This window comes from Zoogloea sp., from assembly GCF_023150065.1.
In the GTDB taxonomy this organism is placed as follows: domain Bacteria; phylum Pseudomonadota; class Gammaproteobacteria; order Burkholderiales; family Rhodocyclaceae; genus Zoogloea.
In genome coordinates this window covers 99211-122914 of sequence record NZ_JAKLLN010000004.1, presented here as the reverse complement: position 1 = coordinate 122914, position 23704 = coordinate 99211, and the positions used below count along the sequence as shown (strand labels likewise).

Below are 23704 nucleotides of genomic sequence, written 5' to 3'. Positions count from 1 at the left end.
TCAGCCGGCTCCTGTAACGATACGACCGGAGGTGCCGGACGGCATCAGCCCACGCACCGGGATCACCAGAAACGGCCACTCGCTGCCGGCCGACGCCACGGCGATCCGGATGCGCGCCAGGGAGCGCGGCTCGGTGGTGTTACGCCAGCCCTGCAGCCAATCGCCATCGTCATCGAGCTGGTAGGCCAGGGTGAACCCATCAAGTCGCGGCACCAGGACCCGCTGCTCGGCCACGGACCATTCGGGCGGACTGTCCAGCCCAGTGTAGGGCACGTAGATCAGGATCAGGCCAGTGCCACCGTCTGCCGTCGGGCCGGGCTGAAGCCGGAAATGGTAGAGCCCCCCGGTCCCGTTGCGGGCCGGCATCACTCCAATCCACTGCAACGCTGAAGACTCTCCCACAAAGCTGCTCTCGTCCGGGGTACCCACCAGGGCCAGACGGGGCCGCAGCACCGCCATGCCCAGCACGTCCTCCAGAAAACCCGACACCACGCGGCGCTCGTCGACCTGGGCGAGGCGTCCATCGAGCTTCTCCTCGGTCAGGCCAAAGGAGCGCAGTGCGGTGAGCAGCCCCACCATGATGATCGCGACGATCACCAGGGAAATGATCAACTCAATGAGAGTGAAACCCTGCTGCCGACGACTCATCGAAAGCTGCCCGGAAGAGGCCCGCCCGGCGGCCCACCCGGAGCCGGGCGAAGCTGGGGCAGCAAGGTGGCAAGAATGACCGACTGCGGCCTTTCGGGGCTCCCGAAGAACACCTCGACCTCGACCCGATGCAGCGGCACGGCCGGCCCTTGCGTGGCGGGCACCGGGTACAAGGCCGAGCGCAGCTGCCAGCGCAGGCCACCGTCCGCCCCTTCCTGGCGCACCCCTGATTCGGGCACGCCGGCCTGCAAGGCAAGCACCGAACGCGCCGTGCGGATGGCGCGCTCGTAACGCTCGGCATCGGCCACAGCCCGCACGCTGCCGCCGCTGGTCCGGTACAGGACAGCCAGGGACATGGCCATGATGGCAAAAGCCACGAGCACTTCGAGCAGGGAAAAGCCACCCTGGCGGTGCGCCGACCTCATCGGGTGATGGGCTCCTGGCTCACTGTACCGAGCAGCCAGTCCACCCGCAGGCGAACCCCGTCTCCGGAACGGCGCAGGACATCGACGCTGCCGCCGGTGGCGCCGCCTCCGGGATGAAAGCGAATGCTGCCCCCCGCCTGCCGCGACTCGATGCCCGCCACGACCAGGCGCACTTCCACCGAATCCGGCAGGGTCTGATCCATGCGCCCCTCGGGGCCAAACACACGCTTTTCCAGGTCCACCGAAAACACCGCGCTCTGGCCGGTCTGTGCCGCCAGCTGACGGGTGGCCGTCATGCTGGCCAGCATGTGGCGCACGGTACTGCGGTACTGGGAGGTTTCCATGAGCTTGCCAAAGGCCACCGGAGCGAGACCCAGCAACAGGGCGATCACCGCAAAGGCCACCAGCAACTCAAGCAGGGTAAAACCGGCGAAGGCGCGCGGCGCCTTCAGGCGGCCCGGCCGGAACGCCGGGCCGGCACTGCTACTTGCCATTGCGGACGTCGGCGTTCTCGCCCTCACCACCCGGTGCGCCGTCGGCACCGTAGGTCACGATCTCGACCTCGGCTCCGTTGGGTGAGCGCTTGTAGCGGTACGGGTTGTTCCAGGGATCAAGCGGCACGGCGCCACCCTTCAGATAGGGGCCATCCCAGCCATTCGCCGACGCCGGCTTCTTGACCAGGGCTTCCAGGCCTTCTTCATCGGACGGAAAACGGCCGACACCCAGCTTGAAGAGTTCGGCGGCCTTTTCGAGGTCGGCGATCTGCACGCCGGCGGTCTTGCTCTTGGCGCCCCCCAGCTGACCCAGCATGCGCGGACCGACAAGGCCAACGAGCAGGGTGAGGATGGCCAGCACGACCAGCAGTTCAACCAGGGTAAAGCCGGCCTGACGGGCCGGACGGGCAAAACGGGCAGAAAACAGCATGGGTACTCCGGAACTTGGTAGGGAAAGTCTTAGACAGCCAGATCGTTCACCGACAGGATGCCCATCAGGATCGACACGATGATCCCGGCGATCATTACGCCGAGCGTCAGAATTAGCAAGGGCTCGAGGAGGGTCAGCCCACGCTTGATGCTGGTCTCCACCTCCCGGTCGAGGATCCGTGACAGCTCGAGCATCATGCTGTCTAGCCGGCCGGTTTCTTCTCCAACACGGACCAGATTGATCGCCATCGGTTCAAAAAGCGCGGTCTTGTAGAGGGCGTCGGTCATCCGCCCGCCCCCCTTCATGGCCGGCACGATATGTTCGAAGGCGCCGCGCACATGCACATTGCCAACGGTTTCGGTGGCGATGTTGAGAGCCGAGATGACCGGCACACCGTTGCCGAGCAGGGTGCCGAGGGACCGGGTGAAGCGGGTGATCTCGTATTTGAGGAAGATGGCGCCGAACACCGGCAGGCGCAGGGCCCGGCCCTGCCACCACAGCTGCCCGGCGGGCGAGCGCAGCCAGCGGGTCAGCACGGCCCCCAGCACCGCCGTCACCACTCCCAGCAGCAGGCCGTAGTCGGTAAAGAAGTGCCCCACCGCCACCACGAAGCGGGTAGGGGCCGGCAGGGCGTCGCCCATATCCTTGAACAGACTCTCGAACTGGGGCACCACGAAGCCCAGCATGGCGATCACCGAGATCACCGCCACCACCAGCAGGATGGCCGGGTAGATCATCGCCGAGATGACGCTCTCGCGCAGGGCGCGGATACGCTCCAGGTGCTCCACCAACCGCGCCAGCACCTCGCTGAGTTGCCCGCCGACCTCGCCGGAGCGAACCATATTGATGTAGAAGTCGCCAAAGTAATCCCGATGGGGGGCGATGGCCTTGCTCAGGGGGGCGCCCCCCTTGACCGCATCAAGGATGCCTGCCAGCAGGCTGCCCACCGAAGCCTTGTGGCTCATTCCTACCAGCACCTTCAGGGCCCGGTCGAGGGACAGGCCAGCGCGCAGCATGATGGACAGCTCGGACGTGAAGGCCAGGAGATCCGCCTGATTGGGCTTGCCCTTGGCCGGTGCGGCCGCCCTTGGGGCCGCGGGCAAACCGCCCTTCACCGCCGGCGTGCTGCCCGCCCCGGCCGGCACGATGCGCAGGGGCGTGAGCCCCTTGGCCTTCAGGCTACGCAGGGCGGCATCTTCGCTGAGGGCGTCGATCACGCCGTCGCGGCGCGCACCTTTGGCATCGGCGGCCTGATAGGAAAACTCAGGCATTGCCCTGATCCTGCGTGACCTTCATCACCTCGGCCAGGCTGGTCTCTCCGGCCGCCACCTTGCGCAGACCATCCTCGTAAAGCGTGAACATCCCGGATTTGCGCGCCGTCTCGTGGAGAGTCGTGGCGTCAGCGCCCGAAATGATGGCGTGGTGCATGCTCTCGCCAAGCACGAAGAGCTCGTGGATGCCCGTCCGACCCGAGTAGCCCGTCTGCCGGCAGGCGGGACAGCCCACCGGGCTGAAGACCTGACTGTCAGGCTTCATGAAGCGCTTGAGGCCGCTCCCCTCCAGCACGCCCTCGTCGAGCACCACCGGCGTCTTGCAGGCGGTGCATAGCCGACGTACCAGACGCTGGGCCAGCACGCCATTCACCGACGAGGTGATCAGGTAGCGTTCCAGCCCCATGTCCTGCAGGCGGATCACCGCCCCGGCGGCCGTGTTGGTGTGCAGGGTGGACAGCACCAGGTGGCCGGTGAGGGCCGACTGCACGGCGATCTGGGCGGTCTCACCGTCACGCATTTCGCCGATCATGATGATGTCCGGATCCTGCCGCAGGATGGCGCGAAGGGCGCTTGCGAAGCTCAGACCGATCTGGGGATGCACCTGGATCTGGTTGATGCCGCCGAGCTGGTACTCCACCGGGTCTTCCACGGTGATGATCTTGGTGGCTTGGGCGTCGAGCTTGCCGAGGGCCGCGTAGAGGGTGGTGGTCTTGCCCGAGCCGGTAGGGCCGGTCACCAGTAGGATGCCATGGGGCCGCTGCAGCAGGGACTCGAAGACTTCCAGGGTGTCCTGGCTGAATCCCATCTGGTGGAGACTGAAGCGGATGCTAGCCCGGTCGAGCACCCGCATCACCACACTCTCGCCATGTACGGTGGGCACCGTGGACACCCGCAGATCGAGCTCACGCCCCTTGATGCGCAGGTTGATGCGCCCATCCTGGGGCAAGCGGCGTTCGGCAATGTTGAGATGGGCCAGCAGCTTGATCCGCGACACCACCGCCGCGGCCATGGCGGGAGCCACCGCCTCGCCCATCTGGATCACCCCATCCACCCGGTAACGAACATGCAGGCCGTCGTCAAAGGGCTCCAGATGGATATCGGAGGCCTTCAGATCGATGACCCGGGCGACGATCTGGTTCACCAGGCGGATGACCGGCGCCTCACTGGCCAGGTCTTTCAGGTGCTCGATGAAATCACCGCCGGCCTCGAAATCATCGCCACCGGCAGCGCCGTCGTCATCCTCCTCCGGCGTCGCCAGCAGGGCCTTCAGGCCAGCCTCGATGTCGCCCTCCAGCCCCAGGGCCAGACGCACGTCCAGCCCGGTGGCCAGGCGCAGGGCCCGGGCGATGAAAGCATTCTGGGGCTCGGCGCACACCACGGTCAGCACCCCATCCTGCTCGCCCAGGGGCAACGCCCGGTGGGACACCAGGAAGTCCGGCGAGACGCCGTCGGGCAAGGCCCACTCCCCGGGGAATGCATCCGCCAGGATCAGGGGAACCGTCAGCTGACTGGCCAGCACCCGGGCCAGATCGAGATCCGACACGACCCCAAGGCGGATCAGCACCGAGCCGAGCAGCCCCCCCATCTCGGCCTGGGCCGACAGGGCGCGCTCCAGGTCGCGGGCCCCCAGCTTGCCCTCGGCCACCAGCATCTCGCCGAGCAGCGGACGGGAAGACACGGGCGAGGCTGAATTCTGTACGTCAATCATGGGCAGAGCTCTTCAAGGGCAGATACGGCAGGCGTGGATCACTTTGCGCCGGACGCATTGCGGGCCATGGTCCGGGCCGACTCCAGCATCTGATTGATCGTCACCTTGAGACGTGTGGCCTCGGGCTTCTTGTCCACGATGGCCTTGGCCTGCTCGAGCAAGGGCAGAGCCCCCTGATGATCGCCCCGGGCAACGCGCTCGGTACCCACGTTATTGAGGGAGGTGGCCAGATCCAGGTCGTCGGCAGGCAGCAGGGCGCGGCGGATGCGCAGGGCTTCGTTGAGGTGCTCGGCGGCCTCCGGCCCGGCCCGGCGGGTAAACAGGGACACGCCCAGGTTGTTCTCGGCATTGGCCAGTTCCACGCTGGCCTCACCCGACACCCGGCGCAGGATGGCGATGGCCCGGCGGTAGCAGGGCTCCGCCTCGTCGTGACGGCCCTGCAGGCGCCAGGATTCGCCCAGGTTGTTGAGGAGGACGCCGGTTTGCGCATTGCTGTCGTTGAGCACCGCGGCGCGGGTTTCAAGCAGGAAACGGTAGTCGGTGACGGCATCGACGTAGCGCTTCTGGGCAAAGGCCAGATCAGCCAGCATCAGGCGCAGGTCGAAGACCCGGGGGTCCTGGTCGGCGTTGGGACGCGCCTCCAGCAGGGCCAGCAGGCGCCGGTACAGGGCCTCGGCTTCGGTGGCATTGCCGTTGGCCTGGTGAATGCGGGCCACCCGCTCCAGCAGGGTGGCAAAGGCCGGGCTGCTGGCCCCCAGGCGCAGCTCACTGCCGTTGATCAGGCGGGCATACAGGGGCGCGGCATCGGCATAGCGCTTGCTGGCCAGATAGGCGTCGGCCTGGGACTGCAGCATCGCCAGCACAGTGGGGTGATCCGGGCCCAGGAAGCTGGCCTGAACCGCCAGAATGCGCTTGTTATACCCCTCGAGAGCCGGCTGATCGCCGTTGGCGAGGCTGATCGATGCAAGGCCGTTCAGAGGCGGCAGCAGTTCAGGGTGTTCGGCACCGAAGACTTTCTCCAGCGCCGCCAGTGATTTGGCAAACTGGGGCGTGGCGTCCACGTAACGGCCCTGCAGACGGTAGAGCTCGGCCAACTCATGGCGGGCGCGGGCAACGGCGGGGTGCCCCGCCGGCAGGTTCTTCTCGCGCATGGCGAGGGCCCGGCGGTAGAGGGGTTCAGCCCGGGCGACATCACCTTCGGCGAGGGCCACACGGGCACGCACGGTCTCCGCCAGATTGAGGGCGGGGTGATCGGCCCAGACCCCATCCTTGAGGGCCAGGAAGGCTTCGTCCAGGAGCACATCAGCCTCGGCATGCCGGCCCTGAGCGCTCACTACCGCGGCGAGGCGGGCGAGGGCTTCTGCGTAGTCGGGGTGATCGCGGCCCAGGCGGTCCTCACGGATCACCACGGCTCGCCTGAGGGTACGCTCGGACAGCGCATACTGGCGCTGATCCGCATAAAGCGCGGCAAGGCGTGTCAGGGCCGTAGCGACCTCCGGGTGGCTGGCACCCAGACGCTGTTCGCGAATCTCGAGCGCCCTGCGATACAGGGGTTCGGCCGCGGCATGGCGGAACTGGGCGCGAAGAAGCTCGGCCTTGGTGAGCAGCGACAGGGCAACATCGGGATGAATGGCCCCCAGGCTGCGCTCGCGGATCTCCAGGGCACGGTTGCAAAGGGCTTCCGCCTGGGCGTAACGCCCCTGCTCCCGCAGCAGCTCGCATTGATCGCCCAGGGACGCCGCCAGATCAGGGTGGTCGGCAGTCAGCGCCTTCTCGCGGATGGACAGGGCCCGGGCCTGCAGGGGCTCGGCCACCGGAAACAGACCCTGGGCCCGGTACAGCTCGGCCAGATTGCTCAGGGACATGGCCACATCGGCGTGGGCGGGAGACAGGGCCCGCTCGCGCAGATCGAGGGCGCGCTTGTGCAGCAGCGCCGACTTGGCATAGTTGCCCGCGGCCTTGTGATAGGCCCCCAGGTTGTTCAGGGAGTTGGCCACCTCAATGCTGCTGTAGCCCCTGACGCTTTCGCGGATGTCCAGGGCACGGGCAAGGAGCGGCTCGGCCTTGTCGAGGCGAACCTGGGCAAGATAGACGAGGCCCAGGTTGTTCAGGGCGGTGGCAAGATCCGGATGGTCCGGCCCGAGACGACTCTCACGGATCGACAGGGCACGCCCGAAGAGGGGCTCGGCCAGATCGAAATCACCGTTCAGGACGTACAGGGAGGCCAGCTCGTTGAGTGCAGAAGCCAGTTTCAACGCCTCGGACCGCCCCCCTTGCTCGGCCACCTCGACCGCCGCCCGGGCAGCCTCGAGACGCGCCTCGTAACCCTGAAAGGCCGTCCGGACGCTCGGCCCGGAAGCAGTCGTGGTAGCAGCGAAAACGGGAGCGGACACAAGGCTCAGCAGGCTCAGGGCGAGCATGCCGAGGGCGAAACGTGGTTTCATCGTCATCGGTTTTCCAACAAATTCGGCCGACAGTTTAACCGACGCGGTATGGGTCTTTAAGAGAAAGTGGGCGCCCGACCCTTCCCGGGTGGGGCGCCCACTGGCAACCGAAGTCGGGCCGGGCTTACTTGCCGTAGTAGCCGCGGTACCACTCGACGAAGCGGCCGATGCCCACCGGCACCGGGGTGGCCGGCACGAAACCGGTCCAGGCGTTGAGGGCGTCGGTGTTGGCGTAGGTGGCCGGCACGTCGCCGTCCTGCAGGGGCAGGAAGTTCTTCTCGGCCTTTTTGCCCAGGGCGTTCTCGATGGCCTCGACAAACGCCATCAGCTCGACCGGGTTGTTGTTGCCGATGTTGAACACCCGGTAGGGCACGTTGCTGGTGCTGGGGTTGGGCTGATCGGCGTTGTAGGCGGCATCGGGCTCGGCGGTGTGGTCGAGGGTCTTGATGACGCCCTGGACGATGTCGTCCACGTAGGTGAAGTCGCGCTTCATCTTGCCGTGGTTGAACACGTCGATGGGCTTGCCCTCGAGGATGGCCTTGGTGAACAGGAACAGGGCCATGTCGGGGCGGCCCCACGGACCATACACGGTGAAGAAACGCAGACCGGTGGTGGGCAGGCCGAAGAGGTGGCTGTAGGTGTGGGCCATCAGCTCGTTGGCCTTCTTGGTGGCCGCGTACATGCTCACCGGATGGTCGACGCTGTCGTGCTCCGAGAAGGGCATGCGGGTGTTGCCGCCGTACACGCTGGAGCTGGAGGCATAGACCAGGTGCTTGACCTTGCTGTGGCGGCAGCCTTCGAGGATGTTCATGAAGCCGACCAGGTTGCTCTCCACGTAGGCCTGGGGATTGACCAGGGAGTAGCGCACGCCGGCCTGGGCGGCCAGGTGGATGACCTTGTCGAATTTCTCTTCGGCAAACAGGCGGGCCATGCCATCGTTGTCGGCCACGTCCATCTTCACGAAACGGAAATTCTCGTGGGGGGTCAGGCGGGCCAGCCGATCGTGCTTGAGCTGGACCTCGTAGTAATCGTTGAGGTTGTCGAGACCGACCACCTGATCGCCTCGCGCCAGCAGGAGCTGGCTGGTGTGCATGCCGATGAATCCGGCAGCGCCGGTGACGAGAATTTTCATGATCGCGGGGTACTCGAAGTTGTGGGAAGCGGGCAAGGCGGGGCCGGAACGCAAAGATGCCCGGATACGCCATCAGCAGCCCGGCATTTTCTCACGGGAGCATGTCAGGGTAAATCGGCTCCCCCCGATGAACGTGTCTTCTGTAACGACCGTTATACTTTCTGGCCTCGAAAACCCGGGCCCGCCCCTTGATCCCTCGTTTCCTCTATACCCTCTGCTGGTATCTCGCAGCGCCCCTCGTCGGCCTGCGTCTAGCTTGGCGCGCCCGGCATCAACCGGAGTATTTGCAGCATGTGGGCGAACGCCTCGGACGCTACGCGAATCCAGGCGCAGGGCCGTTCATCTGGCTGCATGCGGTATCGGTGGGCGAGACCCGGGCAGCCGCCCCGCTGGTGCACGCCCTACTGGACGCCCACCCGGACTGCCGGCTGCTCCTGACCCACATGACGCCCACCGGGCGTGCCACGGCGGCTGAGTTGTTCGGCAAGCTAGCCCCCAGGGTACTGAGTGTCTATCTGCCCTACGACTTTCCCTGGGCCGTACTGCGCTTCATCCGATGTTTCCGTCCCCGTATCGGCATCCTGATGGAAACCGAACTCTGGCCCAATCTGGTGCACGGATGCCGACGCACCGGCACGCCGCTGGTGATGGTGAATGCACGCCTCTCCGAACGCTCGGCCCGCGGGTATCGCAAAGCGGGCCCCCTGGCCCGAGAGGCTTTCGCCGATCTCACCGCCATCGGCGCCCAGACGGATGGCGATGCGAACCGGCTCCAGGCCCTGGGAGCACGCAGGGTCCAGGTCACCGGCAACATCAAGTTCGACAGCAGTCCAACCCCGGGCCTGCTGGAACTGGGCAAAGCATTTCGCAACCGTTTTGGCCCGCGCCCCGTGCTGCTGGCCGCCAGCACCCGGGAAGGCGAGGAAGCCCCCTTGCTGGAGGCGCTATCGCTACGTTGCCCTCCCCACGTCTTGCTGGTGCTGGTGCCCCGCCACCCTCAACGCTTCGATGAAGTAGCACGCCTGGTGGCCCGGAGCGGACTCAAGCTGCAGCGCCGCTCCAGCAACGAACCCGTCATGGCCGACACCCGGGTATGGCTGGGGGACTCAATGGGTGAAATGTATGCGTATTACGCCGCTGCAGACGTGGCATTGATCGGTGGCAGTTGGGAAAAGCTTGGGGGGCAGAACCCCATCGAAGCCGGTGCGGTGGGGTGTCCCGCCATCGTCGGCCCTCACACCTTCAACTTCAAGCTCGTCTGCGAGCAAGCCATCGAGGCTGGCGCAGCCCTCCGGGCCAAGGACCTTCCCCACGGCCTGAACCTGGCCCTGGAACTCATCGAGACCCCCAGCCAGCGGAAGTCAATGAGCGAGGAAGGACGTCGCTTTACCGCCCTGCATCGGGGCGCTACGGGACGTACCCTCGCGTTACTCGCCCCGTTGATACCGAAGAACTCGAATCGCCCCCAGGCTCACACCACGCAGCCCCTCTGATTGCACCAATTTCGCCAGGCGCCACGGAGCGTCGCTTCAAGATCACCGGCAAACGCGCGCTGATCAAAGAATGCAGAAGCCTGCACCCTAGCCCTGAGCCCCTCTCGAAGCCTCCCCAGGGCGGACCGATCATGGGCATGCGCCACGGCTCGCGCCAGATAATCGCTCGGATCCGATGCAACCCAGTCCTCAAGCCCTACATGAGTGAGTAGGCCAACGCCCTGCCGCCCCATGAAATTCGGTCCGGAGAGCGTCAGCACAGGAACCCCCATCCAGAGCGCTTCGACAGTGGTTGTGATACCTGGATAAGGGAAGGGATCGAGCGCAATATCTACCCGGCCATAGGTGGCTAGATGCGCATCCCGGGACACATGGCCGAGCAGCTCAAGACGCTCAGCGGAAATCCCCCGGGCTGCAAAAAACGCCTGCAGCCGGACCTGGACGGCGGGGTCCGTCACCTGTCGTGCTTTCAGCAACAAGCGACTATCCGGAACGGCGGCCAGAATCCGGGCCCACAGATCCAGCACTTCGTCGTTGAGCTTTCTCAGATTGTTGAAACTCCCGAAAGTCACGCCTGCGCGGGTCAAGGCGGGCAACGGCGATACGTCGGCATCCGCATCAGGGCGGGAGAAACAAAGATAACTGCGCGGCATCCTCAGGATCTTCTCGGTGAAGTCACCTTCCAGAGTTTCCGGCAGCACGAGTGGATCGGCGATGAGATAGTCGACGGCCGCCACACCGGTCGTGGCCAGATAGCCCAGCCAGGTCATCTGCACCGGCGCGGGTTTCCATGCGAATACGGGTAGTCGGTTATGGGCCGTATGGCCGGACAGGTCGATGAGAATATCCACGCCGTCCGACCGGATCTGCTGGGCCAGCACCTCATCCTTGACACCGGCCACATCTCGCCAGCGAGAGAAAAACCCGCGCAGGCGTTCAGTCATCGCGTCCTTGTGATGACGGCTGTAGTAGCCCACCAGTTCGATACGCTCATTCTGGTCCTCCACCAGACTTTCGAGCACATGCACCATGAACTGCGCCACCGGGTGCTGGCAAAAATCGCCAGAGACAAAGCCCACCGTCAAGCGACGCTCCGGATCCGGCCGGTTCGACCACTCACTAAACACCTTCGCCTGGGACGCGGCCTGGGTGCCGTAGGCCCGGGCCTCCTGCAGCAACTCGTCGGACGAACGGCCGCTCTGGTAATTAAGCACAAAGAGCAAAATTGTCCGCGCCTCCAGAGAGCCCGGCCGAATCTCCAGCGCCTGTCTGAGGACCGCTTCTGCGGCCTTCATCTCGCCCAGATCGCAGAGGCTGACAGCCAGCCCGATGTGGGCACCCTCCATCCGGAACCCACGGTCAATCGCTTCCCGCAGCAGCACACTGGCCTCAGCCGGTTGCCCCATCAGGCTGAGGCTCGCCCCCAGATTCGCCAATGCCTCAGGGCTATCGGGGCGCGCAGCGAGCACCTTGCGAAACAGTGGCTCGGCCTCAAACGGACGCCCCAGGAGACTGAGCGCGGTCCCCAGGTTGGCCATCGCTTCCAGATAATCCGGATTGAGGGCGAGCGCTCTCCGGGATGCCTCGACCGACTCGGCCACCCGTCCCATATCGAGCAGCACGGCACCGAGATTGAGATGAGCACGGGCATTCTCCGGCCGCAAAGCCACTGCGCGTGAAAACCGCACGGCTGCCGCATCGAGATCTCCCTTGGCCTTCAGGGCATTGCCAAAATTGTTCTGGGCCGTTGGATCGTCCGGCAGCAGTGTCGCGGCCTTCTCAAGTGCCTCGAAGGCATCCTTTCCCTGCGCGAGCCGAGCCACACCCAAAAAATTCCAGGACGGTCCGTGCAGGGGCCACCGCCGCGCCAAAGCGAGCGCCTGGGCTTCCAGATCAGCAAAACGCCCGGATCTGAACAGCGTCACCAGCGCCTGCTGGGCGGCGAGATCAGGTTCCCGCCCGCTCACAGCCGCCACCTTGTCAGTGCATAGCCCGCAGGCAAGCCCACTGCCGCCGCCGGGCGGCATCCGTCCTTCTTCATCTCAACCTCCGAAGCGACGCTCAGGGTGTTCCCCGGAGCAAATAATCCACCACCCAACCAGTAAAGATCGCCGCCCCCACCCAGTTGTTGTGAAGAAAGGCCTTGAAGCATTTCGGCCGGTCACGCTCCCGGATCAGGGTGTAGTGATAGCCCATGATGCCGGCCGCCACGGCGAGGCCGGCCAGGAAGGCCCCGCCGGCACCGGTGCTGAGCCCCGCCCAGCCAAGCAGGACCAGGGTCAGGGCGTAGCACAGCATCACCGCGGCCACATCGAAGCGGCCAAAGGTGATGGCCGATGTCTTGATGCCGATCTTCAGGTCGTCGGGGCGGTCCACCATGGCGTACTCGGTGTCGTAGGCCACCGCCCAGAACACGTTGGCCAGCAACATCACCCAGGCCACGGCCGGCACTTCGCCCTGGAGGGCGGCGAAGGCCATGGGGATGCCGAAGCCGAAGGCGATACCCAGGTAGGCCTGGGGAATGGCCAGGAAGCGCTTGGTGAAGGGGTAGCTCCCGGCCAGGAACACGGCCGGCACGCTGAGGGCAATGGTCAGGCCATTGAGGGGCAACACCAGCAGGAAGGACAGCAGGGCCAGCCCGCCCGCCAGCAGCAGCGCCTCCCGGGTGCTCACCCGCTGCGCCGCCAGCGGGCGGTTGCGGGTACGTTCCACGTGGCCGTCGAAGTCCTTGTCGGCGTAGTCATTGATCACGCAACCCGCCGAGCGCATCAGCACCGTGCCTACCACAAAGATGGCCACCACCAACAGGGCCGGCCTTCCGGCCCCCGCCACCCAAAGCGCCCACAGGGTAGGCCACAGCAGCAGCAGGATGCCGATGGGCTTGTCCAGGCGCATCAGCTTTGTGTATTCGTCGAGGCGCTGGGAAAGGCTCAGGGTACTCATGGGGCCAGGTTCCGGATGGCAGGCAAAAAGACTTCGGTGATCAGGAGCGGCGTGCCCGCCCGGTGAAAGGCCGAGCGGCGCGCCCACAAAGGGGGCAGATCGGCATGCCCCGTAGCGCGTACAGCCTGGTGCCAGCGGGAATCCCGGGCATCCAGGCGGGCCGCCTCGAGGGGCGAACGGCGCACCCGGGGGTCATCAAATAGCACATTGGCCAACGGCCGCCCACCGAGCCCGTGGAGCAGATGCCAGTCAGCCGGAATGACCGTTGCCGGCACCAGCGACCGGGCAAAGACCACCGGCACGCCATCGGCAACGAGCAGCACTTCGCGCAACCACAACTCGCCGTGATGCGCCACGCCCAGCGCGGCCCGCTCGTCGGGCATCACCCGCCCCTTGCCCTGGCTCACCACCTGCAAAGAGAAACACCCGCAGCGCGCACGAATGCGGGCGGTGAGCGAGCTGTCATCGGTCAGCCACCCATGCATGAAACGGGGGGCCTGCCAGGCGGAAATACGGAATGGGTCACGGCCCGGAAAGTGGGCAAGAGTCATGGAGGGCTGATTCTGAAGCGGGCGGACAGCATTGTACGGTTCTCGCCGCCGCGGTAGGAAGCAGCCGGGTCACGCGCAAACAGTGCACGCAGGGCCTGCCCATCGGCATCATCCGCCGATGGGCAGGCCCCCGAAGAGGGCACGAATACCCTAGCGGCGGGTGAGCAGCGCCCCAACCACGAGGCCCACCGTGCCGATGATGGCCGCCGAGCGCCACGGATTGCTGCCGATGTAGCGCTCCGCCACATCCTTGGTATGGTGGGCGTCGCGGCGCAGGACTTTAGCCGCATCCTTTGCCGCGCTGCGCAGGTTGTCGACGACCTGGGTGGCGGTGCTGGAAACAGTGGTGTTCATGTCGATCTCCTGAATTGATCCCGAGGGGAAGGGGGGCAGGCCAACGAATCAGGCGTCGTGCTTCTTCTCCCATTCCTTCACGAACTTCTCGGCCTCGTCCTTGGTGATGCCGTAGCGTTCCTGGATCTTGCCCGCCAGCATTTCACGCTTGCCTTCGATCACGTCCAGATCGTCGTCGGTGAGCTTGCCCCACTGCTCCTTGAGCTTGCCCTTGAGTTGCTTCCAATTGCCTTCGATGATGTCGCGGTTCATGGCGTTTCTCCTATGAAGTGGCCTGCGAGAGCAAGGCCGTAGCCTCTTTCTTCACTGGGATGCAGTGGCTTCTGCATGTCTCCACTTTATCCACGACACGCCGCCGGGGCAGTCGGCAGCATCCGAATGGGATGTGAGAATGCGCTTACGCGCTTGTCAGCGACGCACTGACAATACGGCCGGCATGGAGCAGTCCTTACGCCTGTTGCACCCACCCGGCACCCGGAAGCGTCATGAACGTATTTCAGCCGTGGCGATCTCAACGGACGGTCTGACAACTGCCAGTACGGGCGCAGCACGCCCCCGCCGCCGGCGCAAGGCAGGAAAAATCCGGCTGCACATTCGGCAATATCCCGATGGCGGCACATCAACCAGCACACAATCATGTCAAGCATCAGCCTGCGCAGTCGGCACAGGTGCCTGCCCCAGGGGCCCAACATGCATCAGGACAATCAGCGGGTCTCGCTCACACCCCCCAAGGCACCCACCACGGGCGGGCTTTCGGCCTTGCCCGCCTGCCTGTGGCCCGCCGTCCGGGTGTTCTTTGAGAGGGATGCCCCCCGCCATGGCGCGGCGCTCGCGTTCTACACCGTCTTTTCACTGGCCCCCTTGCTCGTGGTGGTGACGGCCGGAATTGCGGTGCTGCTCGGGACCACATCGGCACAGAACGCGATCGCCGAGTACATCCAGCGCGTGCTCGACGTGGAAGAGGCACGGGTGATCATCGCAATGATGCGTCATGCCCTCGAACGCCTGCAGTCGAGCGGCATGGCGGCGTGGATGGCGATGGGCAGCACACTCCTCGGGGCCAGCGTCACCTTCCTGGAGCTCAAGGCCGCACTGGCGTCGATCTGGGGAAAACGCCCGGCGTCCCGCACGGGGCCCAAGGACATGATCGCCGGCCGCCTGGACGGACTGGCGCTGGCCCTCGGCATCGGCTTCCTGCTCGGCGTCACCCTGCTTGCCGAAACCGCGCTGCGCGCCGCTGTTGCATGGATCGGCCAGGACCTCCCCGGACTCGACCTCACGGCCGGGCTCGTCAATCTCTTCGTCGTGAATGCCTTCAGCACCCTCCTGTTCGCGGTCCTGCTGTCCAGGCTCGCGCCTTCCGCCGCCGGGTGGCGCGATGCCATTCCCGCCGCGCTCGTCATCACCCTCCTCTTCGCCATCGGCCGCTACCTGATTGCCGCCTATGTGACCCATGCGGGCGTCACCTCCGCCTATGGCGCGGCCGGCTCCTTCGCCGCAATCCTGGTGTGGTGCTATGCCTCGGCCCAGATCTTCCTTTACGGCGCCTGCGTCATGTACGTGCAGCAGCAGCGCACCGCACCCGAGCTCACCCCCCAGGAGGATTCACCATGAAGCGCATCGACGTGGATGTGGCAATCATCGGCGCAGGCTCGGCCGGCATGAGTGCCTACAAGGCCGCTCGCACCCACACGGACAGGCTGGTCGTGATCGAGGACGGCCCCTACGGCACCACCTGTGCGCGGGTGGGCTGCATGCCGAGCAAACTGCTGATCGCCGCGGCGGCAAGCGCCCACACCATCGACAATAGCGCCAGGTTCGGCATCGAAGTCGATGGCCGGAGGGTCGACGGCACCGCGGTCATGGAGCGGGTCCGTCGCGAACGCGACCGCTTCGTGGGTTTTGTGCTCGATACGGTGGACCGGTGGCCGGAAGGGCACAAACTCCAGGGCCGGGCACGCTTCCTGGCCCCCGGCGTGCTCTGCGTAAATGACGAAATCCACGTCAACGCCGCACGCATCATCATCGCCACGGGCGCCCAGCCAAGCGTTCCCGATGGCTGGCACGACCGGCTGGGCGAACGCCTGATCGTCAACGACGATGTCTTCAACTGGACGACGCTGCCCGACTCCGTGGCGGTGGTCGGGACCGGGGTCGTCGGGCTCGAACTGGCCCAGGCACTGCATCGCCTGGGTGTGCGGGTCCGCCTGTTCGGACGCAGCAGCAAGGCCGGCCCCTTGACCGACCCGGTGACGCAAGCCGCCGTCAAGGCCTGGCTGCAGACAACGCTTCCCTACAGCGCCAATGCAGCCGACATCACCCCCCACCGCGAGGGTGAGGCGGTCGTCGTGCAGTGGCGGGATGAGCACCAGGCCCAACGCAGCGAACGCTTCGATTACCTCCTTGCCGCGGCAGGTCGGCGGCCGGCGCTGGCCGGGCTCGACCTGGACAAGGCCGGTATCCCCCTGGATGAAAAGGGCGTCCCCCCTTTCGATCCCGAGACCTGCCGGATCGGCGACACCGCGGTGTTCATCGCCGGCGATGCGGACAACGATCGACCACTTCTCCATGAGGCCGCAGACGATGGCCGGATCGCCGGCCACAATGCCGGACGTTATCCCGATGTACGCCGGGAGACGCGCAGAACACCACTGAACATCGTGTTTACCGACCCGCAGATGGCGATAGCCGGGGCAAGCCATGCGGAACTGAACCGCAGCGGCGCATCGTTTGCCTGGGGTGAGGCCTCCTTTGCCGACCAGGGCCGCGCCCGGATGATGGGTCGCAACCAGGGCCTCATGCGCGTCTATGGCGCTCGGGAAAACGGCAGATTGCTGGGGGCAGAGCTATTTGGGCCGGACGTGGAACACCTGGCCCATCTCCTGGCCTGGTCCATCCAGCGCGGCGACTCGGCAAACATCGCGCTCGCGTCGCCCTTCTATCACCCCGTGGTCGAAGAGGGCCTGCGCACGGCATTGCAGGGTCTCGCCAGAGCGCTACGCGACGGCCCACAGGCCTGACAGCACGCCCCTCGCCCCCAGGGCCGGCACGCAACACACGGCACGTCGGACAATTCCCACACCGCATTCGGCCCGCACCGACTGGCAGCCACGCCCCGGACACATAAGGTTCGAACATGCAGTCTCAACGCACGAGCCCCGTCACCCGGCTCACGCATCGAGCCCGGCGAACGTTCGCGTCCAGTCGTCCACCATGAAGGAGAACATCATGCTCCACTACGCCGTCGTGTTTTTCATCATCGCCCTGATCGCCGCCGTCTTTGGTTTTGGCGGAATTGCTGCGGGCGCCGTCGAAATCGCCAAGATCCTGTTCTTCGTTTTCCTGCTCCTGGCGGTTGTCAGCTTCGTGCTCAACGCCCTGCGCGGCAAAACGTAAAGGGCACCAGCAGGCGGGGCCCGCAGGGGCAAGGCTCTGGCACACTATCCTTCCGGTGCCTGAACCTCGCCCGTCATCATGCCCATGGATTCCGACAAGTTCTCGATCCGTCAGCAGCTCAACCGGCTCGTGCCGCACCGGCTGTGGTCCTATGTGCTGATCGTGACAGGCTGTGTGCTCGTGTCCACGCTGCTGGTCTTCGGCCGCCTGCACTCCGACTTCGCCAGTGAGGCCATGCGCAGCACGCAGGTGTTCAAGACGCAGATCGACCGCCTCAACTCCCTGCTCGTCCTCGTGCTGGATGCCGAAACCAGCGTGCGCGGCTACCTGCTCACGGATCGGAACCCGGCGTATCTGGAGCCCTACGAGGCCAGCGAACGCAGCATCCCGGCCCTGCTCGGCGCCATCAACGGGGACTTTCCGGAAGGCAGCGCCGACCGGAGCGAATTCGAGCTGCTCACCGGGCTTATCGACGCCAAGCGCCAGGTCCTGGCGAAGGTCGTCCGTGAAGGCCGGCCTACCGCGGTCGTCCCCCCGGGGCAAAGCGGCATGGGCAAGGTCTACATGGACCAGATCCGGGTGTCGATTGCCCGCCTGCGCGAAGGCCTGGAGGCGCGCAACCAGCATCTCGTCGCCGAATCGGCCAGGCGCCTCGCCGACACCCAGCGGACCATCACCATCCTGGCCCTGGGCGCGCTGGGCCTGATCATTGCCCTGTTCGCCGTGCAGCAGCGGCAGGCCATCCTGCGCGCCCGCATCGCCGAACTGCTCGCCAACGAAAACGACGTGCTGGAGTCCACCGTCGTCCAGCGCACCCAGGAGCTGTCAGACCTCGCCAGCTACCTCACCGACGCCCGCGAAGCCGAAAAGGCGCGCCTTGCCCGCGAGATGCACGATGAACTGGGCGCGCTCCTGACCGCGGCAAAGATGGATACCAGCTGGCTGCTGCGCAGCCTGGGCAAGGACATCAGCCCCGACATCCAGGGGCGCTTCCGCCGCCTGATCGACACCATCGGCTCGGGCATCACCCTCAAGCGGCGCATCATCGACGATCTCCGTCCGCCCCTGCTTCAGGGCCTGGGGCTGGTGGAGGCCCTGCGCGCTATGACCAGCGACCTGAGCGGTGAATACACGATCACCCTCAAGCTGCCCGAAACGGACATCAACTGCCCTGAACAGCAGGCCCTGGCCCTGTTCCGGATCGCCCAGGAGGCCGTCACCAACATCCGCAAATATGCCGGGGCCCGGCAGCTCGAACTCGGGCTGGCGGCGCAGGACGGCGAGATCCACCTGTGGATTGCCGACGACGGCTGCGGCTTCGACCCGGCCAGCCCCAAGCTGAACCGGCATGGCCTGGCGGGCATGAAACATCGGGTCCAGATGTTCGGGGGGCAGTTTGCGGTGCGCTCCACCCCCGGCTCGGGCACCCGCATCGATGCCCGCATGCCCCTGGGCGACGCGCCGCCGCCTCCCGAATCAATCCACCATGAGCCCGTGGCGTAGGGCGTAGGCGGCCAGTTCGGCATTGCTCGCCACATCGATCTTTTCGAGCAGGCGCGAGCGATAGGTGCTGACCGTCTTGACGCTCAGATTGAGCACATCGGCAATCCCCGACACCGACTCCCCCCTGGCAAGCCGCAAGAACACCTGCAGCTCACGCTCGGAGAGGGTCTCGTGGGGCAGTGAGGTGCCGGCCCCCGCCAGATCATCGGCCATGAGCTCCGCGGTGCGGGCCGACACATAGCGCCGCCCCTGGGCGACCGTGCGGATGGCCTTGATCAGCTCGTCACGCTCACAGTCCTTGCACAGATAACCATTGGCCCCGTTGCGGATCATCGGCAGCGCATAGCGCTCTTCCGGAAAACCGCTGAGCACCAGCACCTTGAGGGCCTCATAGCGCTGGCGCACGGCGCGCAGCACATCGATACCGCTCTGCCCGGGCAGGGAGAGATCGAGCAGAAGCACATCACAGGGCGTGTCACGCAGCCGCTGCAGGGCTTCCTCGCCACTGGCCGCCTCGAACTCGACCCGCAGGCCGAGCTCATCCGAGAGCATCTCCCGGAACCCCGCCCGCACGATCCTGTGATCATCCACGATGGCCAGACGCAGCATGTGTGTTCTCCCGGATGCGTTCATTCCATTCTATCGGACGCCTTGCCCGGCGCCTGTCTTCGTTGTCTGACATGGCTGCAGGAATCGTCCTACACGGCAATCAGCTTCGAACGACGGCCGCCGCAGGGCCGGCAGGCCGATGATGGTCGCATCCCTTCATGATCCTTCCCACAGGCCCCTCCACCATACCAACGCTCAGCCCCCCAACCCGACCGCGTGATCGTGCAGCACGCCTTACGCGTCGCCGGCTGCGCAAGATGGCGCGCTCGGCCCACGCCTATGTGCGCGGCAACACCGAGCGCTTCTACACATGGCTGGAAGCCGACCACCCCCCGTCGCTTCCCGACGGGCCGGACATCTGGATCTGTGGTGACTGCCACGTGGGCAATCTGGGCCCGGTGGTGGATGGTGACGGACGGGTCGGCGTGCTCATCCGGGACCTTGATCAGGCCGTGATCGGCAACCCGGCCCACGATCTGATCCGCCTCGGCCTGTCCCTCGCCAGTGCGTGCCGCAGCGCCAACCTTCCCGGCGCCACCAGCGTGCGCGTGGTGGATCTGCTCCTCGATGGCTACGCCCGGGCCTTCCGGCCCCGCCCCACCCCGGCACAGCCGCCGGGGTCGATCGAAGCCCTGCTCAAGCACGCCATCGGACGCACCTGGAAGCAGCTGGTCCGCGACCACCTCTCCCACACCCGGCCACACATCCCCCGTGGCAAGCGCTTCTGGCCCCTGTCCCGGAGCGAGCAGCGCGCCATCAGCGAGGCATTGCCCGCATCAGGCCTGGGCGCGCTCGCAGAACGGCTCGGCATCGCCACGGCCGAAGAGACCGTGACCGTGGCCGACGCCGCCTATTGGGTCAAGGGATGCAGCAGCCTCGGCCGTCCACGCTACGCCGTGCTCCTGAGCATCAGCGCCCCGTCAGGCCGCTCACGGCTGGCGATGCTGGACATCAAGGATGCTCCTGCGGCCGCAGCGCCACGCAGCAAGACCGCCACCATGCCGCGCGACAACGCCGAACGGGTGGTGGCTGCCGCCCGGGCCCTGTCGCCCGCCCTAGGCGACCGGATGCTCGCCCTGCGCGTGCTGGGCCGACCGATGGTGCTGCGCGAGCTCGCCCCGGAAGATCTCAAGATCGAGCCCGATCACCTCCCGCCCGACGCCATGGACGCGATTGCCGCCTACCTGGGAAGAGTGCTCGGGGACGCCCATGCCCGGCAGATGTCCCCGGACGAACGCAAGCAATGGCTCCGCGGGCTGCGAAAATCCCGGAGCCCCGTGGTGGACGCCCCCTCGTGGCTATGGCAGGCCATCGTCGATGCCCTGGCCAGCCACGAACGCGGCTACCTGCAACACTGCCGGCGCCACATTGCCGTCATCGCATCCCCATGAGGGCAACGGCTCACCGCAGCTCAAAACAGGCACCCGGCCGGAACGCCTGCTGTGAGGCATCGAAGTTCCACAGCTCGAGCACCCGCCGCTCGACACCCTGAAGCCGGTCGATACGCAGCACATTCACCGAATTCGGCCACCCATGGCGGGTGCGCCCGGACACCGCCGTGCCAGCCACCGCCACCCAGCACTGCCGCGCCGGCGCGCCATAGCGCACCGACAGGGGCCGGCACAGGGGCACATGGACATGCCCCGACATCACCAGATCGGCACCGGCCTCGGCCCAGGCCGTCACGGCCTCAGCCGCACCACGCACGATGTCGCCCGCATCCACCGCGTCACCCACATCCACGGGGTGGTGGACCACCACGATGCGCATCGCCCCAGGCCCCACAGTGCGGAGGCGCTGCGCAACGGCATCGATCTGCCCGGGCGCCAGGGCGCCGTGCTTGTGCCGCCAGGAGCGGACACTGTTCACGCCGGTAACGAACAGGTCGGCAAGCCGGCAGGACGGCTCGAGCTCCGGGCCACAACCCGCCACATAGGCCGCAAAGGGGCGGCGCCAGCGCGTGAGCAGGTCAAACAGCGGAATATCGTGGTTGCCCGGCACCATCAGCCGCGGCACGGACGGCAAACGCGCAACAAATGCGCCGACCGCCGCAAACTCGGACGGTCGGGCGCGCTGGGTCAGGTCACCGGAGAGCACGACCAGATCCGGGCGGATCTCGGCGGCTAAGGCCAGCAGGGCGAGCACCACCCCGGGTCGCTCGGTGCCGAAATGGGTATCCGATATCTGCAGGACGATGCTCAAGGGCGCGGCTCCGCCGCCGGGCCGGCCGGCGCAAGCAGCCACAGGGGCCGGGGCGACACGTCAAAGACCAGCGGGCTGCGCATGCGATGCTGCTCCCCGTCCATCGCGACCTTCACCGTCCGGCGCCGCCACCAGCCCCCCGGCGCGACGCTCAGACGCCGGAACACCCTGCGCTCGATTTCATCGGCGTCGGCCAGCCTGCCCATCGCCCCCTGCAGCGCAAGCCTCACGAGGCCCAGACGCCCCACCGGACGCAGCACCAGCCCCAGCAACCGCCCTTCATCCACGACCGATGCCTCGGGCAAACCCATGTGCTCGAACTGGAGCCGGTTGTTTCCGACAAACACGGTGGAAGCCAGCATGACCTGCTCCTGCTCCCCCATCTGCAGGTGGAGGCGGTGCAGCCGGTGGCGACCACACAAGGTGAGCAGCGCCGCCCCCCACGCGGCCGGGCGGCTGCGCCCCCATTGCTGCTTGAATGCTTCCCGGTCCTCCAGCAACTGGGGGTAGAGGCCGAAACTGGCATTCACCAGAAAGATCCGTCCATTGATCTGACCGACCTGCACCGCACGCAGCCGGCCATGCAACACCGCCTGGATGGCCGCCTCGGGTTCCTCGGGGAAGCCGTGGCTGCGGCCGAAGTAATTGAAGGTACCCCCCGGCACGGCCGAGAACACCGCCCCCGCCCGGATAGCCGCCGCAGCCACGGCACTGAGGGTGCCGTCCCCTCCCACGCCCACCAGCACACCCCGCCGCTCCCGCGCCTGACGCGCCGCCTGCTCCGCGATGACGCTGATCTCCTCGGCATGGGAAACCAGCCGGATGCTGCTCTGACATCCCGCCTGGCTCAGGGCATCACGGATGAGCTGGGCAATCGCTTCGCCCTCCTGGCGCCCCGACGCCGCGTTGATCACCACCACCCAGGGCGGACGCGCATCCAGGAGGGGCACTTCCGGGGGCGCCATGATTCACGGACACCCGGCCGTGGACGGATTGCGAAGAAAGGCATGCATGTCACTGCTCCTCCGAATGACGGCCGCCAGGGCACGGCGGCCACGGACACCATCATGGGCGTCACACCCCGGCCCGCGGTGTGGGCCAAAGCCCCCAGAAACTGTAGGAAATGGCCGACAGACAGGGCTAGGCGCAAGCATTAATCTGAAAGCAGATGTCACGCAGACCGTCTCCCGGATGCCCGCCCCGACCCATGCACGCTCCGTCATTGCGCACCATGCCCCCAGCCCTGTCACCGACCACAACGGTCATCGTCGAAGACAACCCGGCACTCCTGGAGTTGCTCAAAGGAATGCTGGAAGGCATCGACGGCATCACCGTGGTGGGCACGGCGGCCGGCGAAACGGAGGCGATCTCACTGATCCGAAGCCTCCGCCCCCAACTGGCCATCGTCGATCTTGAACTGCGCACGGGTACGGGCCTGAAGGTGTTGAGTGCGATCCAGGGTATGTCGGGTGGCCTCGGTACGACGCGCGCGGTGGTCTTCTCGAACCACGCCCACCCGGTTGTCCGCGCCCGCTGCCTGGCGCTCGGGGCTGCGGCCTTTTTCGACAAATCCTTCCAGATGGATGAAATGCTCGAGTTCGTGCAGGGCCTGTCGGGCAGCCCCGCTGCCTGACCGGGCACACGGGCAGCAAAAAGGGGTGGCGAACCACCCCTTTTTCTCGTGCCCGACAAACGGGCTTACGGGCGCAGCACGATGTCGTTGCGGACCGAGGTCACGCCCGGGGTGCCGCGCGCCAGCTCTTCGGCCTTGCTCCTTTCCGCACCACTCTTGGCAAACCCCGACAGCTGGACGACGCCCTTGAGCGTTTCGACGCTGATCGCCATGGCGCTCACGGTGGAGTCCTCGGCAAACTTCGTCTTGACGCGGGTCGTGATGGTGGTGTCGTCCACGTACTGACCGACAGTGGATTGCTCGCGGGTCACCGCACATCCGGCGGCGGTAAAGGCCAGCAGACCGGCAAGCGCGAGCGTGGCAGCGCTGTTTTTCATGTTCGGACTCCTTGAAGTGTTGTTGTGGCCAGGGAAACCCGGTTTCCCGATGCGTACAGCTGCTTCGAGGATAGGGCCTGCCCACGAA

24 protein-coding genes are annotated in these 23704 nt (G+C 66.2%); 7 read left to right on the top strand and 17 right to left on the bottom strand.

The genetic code is table 11. From position 1 onward, the window contains the following. From L6Q67_RS07010 to L6Q67_RS06975, 8 genes are all read right to left on the bottom strand, one after another. Positions 1 to 648 (bottom strand): prepilin-type N-terminal cleavage/methylation domain-containing protein, encoded by a 648-nt coding sequence (locus L6Q67_RS07010; protein ID WP_296567343.1) that lies wholly within the window; start codon positions 646 to 648, stop codon positions 1 to 3. Next, the gene (locus L6Q67_RS07005) at positions 645 to 1073 is read right to left on the bottom strand and encodes a type II secretion system protein (RefSeq protein WP_296567340.1); all 429 of its coding nucleotides are present in this window, start codon (positions 1071 to 1073) and stop codon (positions 645 to 647) included. Before L6Q67_RS07005 ends, L6Q67_RS07010 begins: the two co-directional genes overlap by 4 nt. Beyond that, complete coding sequence (locus tag L6Q67_RS07000) at positions 1070 to 1567, bottom strand: prepilin-type N-terminal cleavage/methylation domain-containing protein (RefSeq protein WP_296567338.1); 498 nt, start codon at positions 1565 to 1567, stop codon at positions 1070 to 1072. Before L6Q67_RS07000 ends, L6Q67_RS07005 begins: the two co-directional genes overlap by 4 nt. Next, on the bottom strand, positions 1557 to 1997 hold the full coding sequence (gene gspG, locus L6Q67_RS06995; protein ID WP_296567336.1) for a type II secretion system major pseudopilin GspG: 441 nt from the start codon (positions 1995 to 1997) through the stop codon (positions 1557 to 1559). Before gspG ends, L6Q67_RS07000 begins: the two co-directional genes overlap by 11 nt. Before the next feature lie 29 nt (positions 1998 to 2026). Beyond that, entirely contained in the window at positions 2027 to 3268 is a 1242-nt protein-coding gene (locus L6Q67_RS06990; RefSeq protein ID WP_296567327.1) for a type II secretion system F family protein, read from the bottom strand. Then, positions 3261 to 4979 (bottom strand): ATPase, T2SS/T4P/T4SS family, encoded by a 1719-nt coding sequence (locus L6Q67_RS06985; protein ID WP_296567324.1) that lies wholly within the window; start codon positions 4977 to 4979, stop codon positions 3261 to 3263. Before L6Q67_RS06985 ends, L6Q67_RS06990 begins: the two co-directional genes overlap by 8 nt. A 38-nt stretch (positions 4980 to 5017) precedes the next feature. Continuing rightward, complete coding sequence (locus L6Q67_RS06980) at positions 5018 to 7423, bottom strand: tetratricopeptide repeat protein (protein WP_296567322.1); 2406 nt, start codon at positions 7421 to 7423, stop codon at positions 5018 to 5020. 124 nt (positions 7424 to 7547) lie between these two features. Next, entirely contained in the window at positions 7548 to 8555 is a 1008-nt protein-coding gene (locus L6Q67_RS06975; RefSeq protein WP_296567319.1) for an NAD-dependent epimerase, read from the bottom strand. 188 nt (positions 8556 to 8743) lie between these two features. On the opposite strand from L6Q67_RS06975, the gene waaA reads away from it, so the two are divergent. Next, complete coding sequence (waaA, locus tag L6Q67_RS06970; protein WP_296567316.1) at positions 8744 to 10048, top strand: lipid IV(A) 3-deoxy-D-manno-octulosonic acid transferase; 1305 nt, start codon at positions 8744 to 8746, stop codon at positions 10046 to 10048. Here waaA and L6Q67_RS06965 read toward each other — a convergent pair. The 5 genes from L6Q67_RS06965 to L6Q67_RS06945 form a co-directional block, all read right to left on the bottom strand. Then, positions 10027 to 12015, bottom strand: a complete 1989-nt coding sequence (locus L6Q67_RS06965) for a tetratricopeptide repeat protein (protein ID WP_296567314.1) — start codon at positions 12013 to 12015, stop codon at positions 10027 to 10029. The two genes, waaA and L6Q67_RS06965, sit on opposite strands and share 22 nt — an antisense overlap. Positions 12016 to 12109: 94 nt before the next feature. Then, positions 12110 to 12991 carry a 4-hydroxybenzoate octaprenyltransferase gene (ubiA, locus tag L6Q67_RS06960; protein WP_296567311.1) on the bottom strand — a complete coding sequence of 294 codons (882 nt, stop codon included), beginning with the start codon at positions 12989 to 12991 and terminating at the stop codon, positions 12110 to 12112. Next, positions 12988 to 13542 (bottom strand): chorismate lyase, encoded by a 555-nt coding sequence (locus L6Q67_RS06955; RefSeq protein ID WP_296567306.1) that lies wholly within the window; start codon positions 13540 to 13542, stop codon positions 12988 to 12990. Before L6Q67_RS06955 ends, ubiA begins: the two co-directional genes overlap by 4 nt. A gap of 150 nt (positions 13543 to 13692) precedes the next feature. Beyond that, positions 13693 to 13896 carry a hypothetical protein gene (locus L6Q67_RS06950; RefSeq protein WP_296567303.1) on the bottom strand — a complete coding sequence of 68 codons (204 nt, stop codon included), beginning with the start codon at positions 13894 to 13896 and terminating at the stop codon, positions 13693 to 13695. A gap of 48 nt (positions 13897 to 13944) precedes the next feature. Then, a complete protein-coding gene (locus tag L6Q67_RS06945) occupies positions 13945 to 14148 on the bottom strand; it encodes a CsbD family protein (RefSeq protein ID WP_296567301.1) in 204 nt (67 codons plus the stop codon). A gap of 438 nt (positions 14149 to 14586) precedes the next feature. Between L6Q67_RS06945 and L6Q67_RS06940 the strand changes: the two genes are divergently transcribed. The 4 genes from L6Q67_RS06940 to L6Q67_RS06925 all read left to right on the top strand — a co-directional run bounded on the left by L6Q67_RS06940 (position 14587) and on the right by L6Q67_RS06925 (position 18795). Then, positions 14587 to 15510, top strand: coding sequence for a YihY/virulence factor BrkB family protein (locus L6Q67_RS06940; protein WP_296567299.1), 924 nt, complete (start codon positions 14587 to 14589; stop codon positions 15508 to 15510). Further along, complete coding sequence (locus L6Q67_RS06935; RefSeq protein WP_296567297.1) at positions 15507 to 16916, top strand: dihydrolipoyl dehydrogenase; 1410 nt, start codon at positions 15507 to 15509, stop codon at positions 16914 to 16916. Before L6Q67_RS06940 ends, L6Q67_RS06935 begins: the two co-directional genes overlap by 4 nt. A 208-nt stretch (positions 16917 to 17124) precedes the next feature. Then, entirely contained in the window at positions 17125 to 17292 is a 168-nt protein-coding gene (locus L6Q67_RS06930; RefSeq protein WP_296567295.1) for a DUF1328 domain-containing protein, read from the top strand. A gap of 78 nt (positions 17293 to 17370) precedes the next feature. Further along, positions 17371 to 18795, top strand: coding sequence for a CHASE3 domain-containing protein (locus tag L6Q67_RS06925; protein WP_296567292.1), 1425 nt, complete (start codon positions 17371 to 17373; stop codon positions 18793 to 18795). On the opposite strand, the gene L6Q67_RS06920 is transcribed toward L6Q67_RS06925, so the two are convergent. After that, positions 18769 to 19404 (bottom strand): response regulator transcription factor, encoded by a 636-nt coding sequence (locus L6Q67_RS06920; RefSeq protein ID WP_296567290.1) that lies wholly within the window; start codon positions 19402 to 19404, stop codon positions 18769 to 18771. The two genes, L6Q67_RS06925 and L6Q67_RS06920, sit on opposite strands and share 27 nt — an antisense overlap. Positions 19405 to 19562: 158 nt before the next feature. Between L6Q67_RS06920 and L6Q67_RS06915 the strand changes: the two genes are divergently transcribed. Next, complete coding sequence (locus L6Q67_RS06915; protein ID WP_296567287.1) at positions 19563 to 20795, top strand: DUF2252 family protein; 1233 nt, start codon at positions 19563 to 19565, stop codon at positions 20793 to 20795. A gap of 10 nt (positions 20796 to 20805) precedes the next feature. Here L6Q67_RS06915 and L6Q67_RS06910 read toward each other — a convergent pair whose 3' ends face one another. Continuing rightward, the gene (locus tag L6Q67_RS06910; protein WP_296567285.1) at positions 20806 to 21606 is read right to left on the bottom strand and encodes a metallophosphoesterase; all 801 of its coding nucleotides are present in this window, start codon (positions 21604 to 21606) and stop codon (positions 20806 to 20808) included. Continuing rightward, positions 21603 to 22571 carry a diacylglycerol kinase family protein gene (locus tag L6Q67_RS06905; protein WP_296567283.1) on the bottom strand — a complete coding sequence of 323 codons (969 nt, stop codon included), beginning with the start codon at positions 22569 to 22571 and terminating at the stop codon, positions 21603 to 21605. Before L6Q67_RS06905 ends, L6Q67_RS06910 begins: the two co-directional genes overlap by 4 nt. A 242-nt stretch (positions 22572 to 22813) precedes the next feature. Between L6Q67_RS06905 and L6Q67_RS06900 the strand changes: the two genes are divergently transcribed. Next, entirely contained in the window at positions 22814 to 23239 is a 426-nt protein-coding gene (locus L6Q67_RS06900; protein ID WP_296567280.1) for a response regulator transcription factor, read from the top strand. Between the two features lie 65 nt (positions 23240 to 23304). Here the strand turns inward: L6Q67_RS06900 and L6Q67_RS06895 are convergent, their stop codons facing one another. Then, positions 23305 to 23616 carry a BON domain-containing protein gene (locus L6Q67_RS06895; protein ID WP_296567277.1) on the bottom strand — a complete coding sequence of 104 codons (312 nt, stop codon included), beginning with the start codon at positions 23614 to 23616 and terminating at the stop codon, positions 23305 to 23307. Positions 23617 to 23704 lie beyond the last annotated feature (88 nt).

Excerpts from the sequence above, each read along its gene's own strand:
- L6Q67_RS07010 (WP_296567343.1), bottom strand. The coding sequence starts at position 648 with ATGAGTCGTCGGCAGCAGGGTTTCACTCTCATTGAGTTGATCATTTCC.
- L6Q67_RS07005 (WP_296567340.1), bottom strand. The coding sequence starts at position 1,073 with ATGAGGTCGGCGCACCGCCAGGGTGGCTTTTCCCTGCTCGAAGTGCTC.
- L6Q67_RS07000 (WP_296567338.1), bottom strand. The coding sequence starts at position 1,567 with ATGGCAAGTAGCAGTGCCGGCCCGGCGTTCCGGCCGGGCCGCCTGAAG.
- gspG (WP_296567336.1), bottom strand. The coding sequence starts at position 1,997 with ATGCTGTTTTCTGCCCGTTTTGCCCGTCCGGCCCGTCAGGCCGGCTTT.
- L6Q67_RS06990 (WP_296567327.1), bottom strand. The coding sequence starts at position 3,268 with ATGCCTGAGTTTTCCTATCAGGCCGCCGATGCCAAAGGTGCGCGCCGC.
- L6Q67_RS06985 (WP_296567324.1), bottom strand. The coding sequence starts at position 4,979 with ATGATTGACGTACAGAATTCAGCCTCGCCCGTGTCTTCCCGTCCGCTG.
- L6Q67_RS06980 (WP_296567322.1), bottom strand. The coding sequence starts at position 7,423 with ATGAAACCACGTTTCGCCCTCGGCATGCTCGCCCTGAGCCTGCTGAGC.
- L6Q67_RS06975 (WP_296567319.1), bottom strand. The coding sequence starts at position 8,555 with ATGAAAATTCTCGTCACCGGCGCTGCCGGATTCATCGGCATGCACACC.
- ubiA (WP_296567311.1), bottom strand. The coding sequence starts at position 12,991 with ATGAGTACCCTGAGCCTTTCCCAGCGCCTCGACGAATACACAAAGCTG.
- L6Q67_RS06955 (WP_296567306.1), bottom strand. The coding sequence starts at position 13,542 with ATGACTCTTGCCCACTTTCCGGGCCGTGACCCATTCCGTATTTCCGCC.
- L6Q67_RS06950 (WP_296567303.1), bottom strand. The coding sequence starts at position 13,896 with ATGAACACCACTGTTTCCAGCACCGCCACCCAGGTCGTCGACAACCTG.
- L6Q67_RS06945 (WP_296567301.1), bottom strand. The coding sequence starts at position 14,148 with ATGAACCGCGACATCATCGAAGGCAATTGGAAGCAACTCAAGGGCAAG.
- L6Q67_RS06940 (WP_296567299.1), top strand. The coding sequence starts at position 14,587 with ATGCATCAGGACAATCAGCGGGTCTCGCTCACACCCCCCAAGGCACCC.
- L6Q67_RS06935 (WP_296567297.1), top strand. The coding sequence starts at position 15,507 with ATGAAGCGCATCGACGTGGATGTGGCAATCATCGGCGCAGGCTCGGCC.
- L6Q67_RS06930 (WP_296567295.1), top strand. The coding sequence starts at position 17,125 with ATGCTCCACTACGCCGTCGTGTTTTTCATCATCGCCCTGATCGCCGCC.
- L6Q67_RS06925 (WP_296567292.1), top strand. The coding sequence starts at position 17,371 with ATGCCCATGGATTCCGACAAGTTCTCGATCCGTCAGCAGCTCAACCGG.
- L6Q67_RS06920 (WP_296567290.1), bottom strand. The coding sequence starts at position 19,404 with ATGCTGCGTCTGGCCATCGTGGATGATCACAGGATCGTGCGGGCGGGG.
- L6Q67_RS06915 (WP_296567287.1), top strand. The coding sequence starts at position 19,563 with ATGATCCTTCCCACAGGCCCCTCCACCATACCAACGCTCAGCCCCCCA.
- L6Q67_RS06905 (WP_296567283.1), bottom strand. The coding sequence starts at position 22,571 with ATGGCGCCCCCGGAAGTGCCCCTCCTGGATGCGCGTCCGCCCTGGGTG.
- L6Q67_RS06900 (WP_296567280.1), top strand. The coding sequence starts at position 22,814 with ATGCACGCTCCGTCATTGCGCACCATGCCCCCAGCCCTGTCACCGACC.
- L6Q67_RS06895 (WP_296567277.1), bottom strand. The coding sequence starts at position 23,616 with ATGAAAAACAGCGCTGCCACGCTCGCGCTTGCCGGTCTGCTGGCCTTT.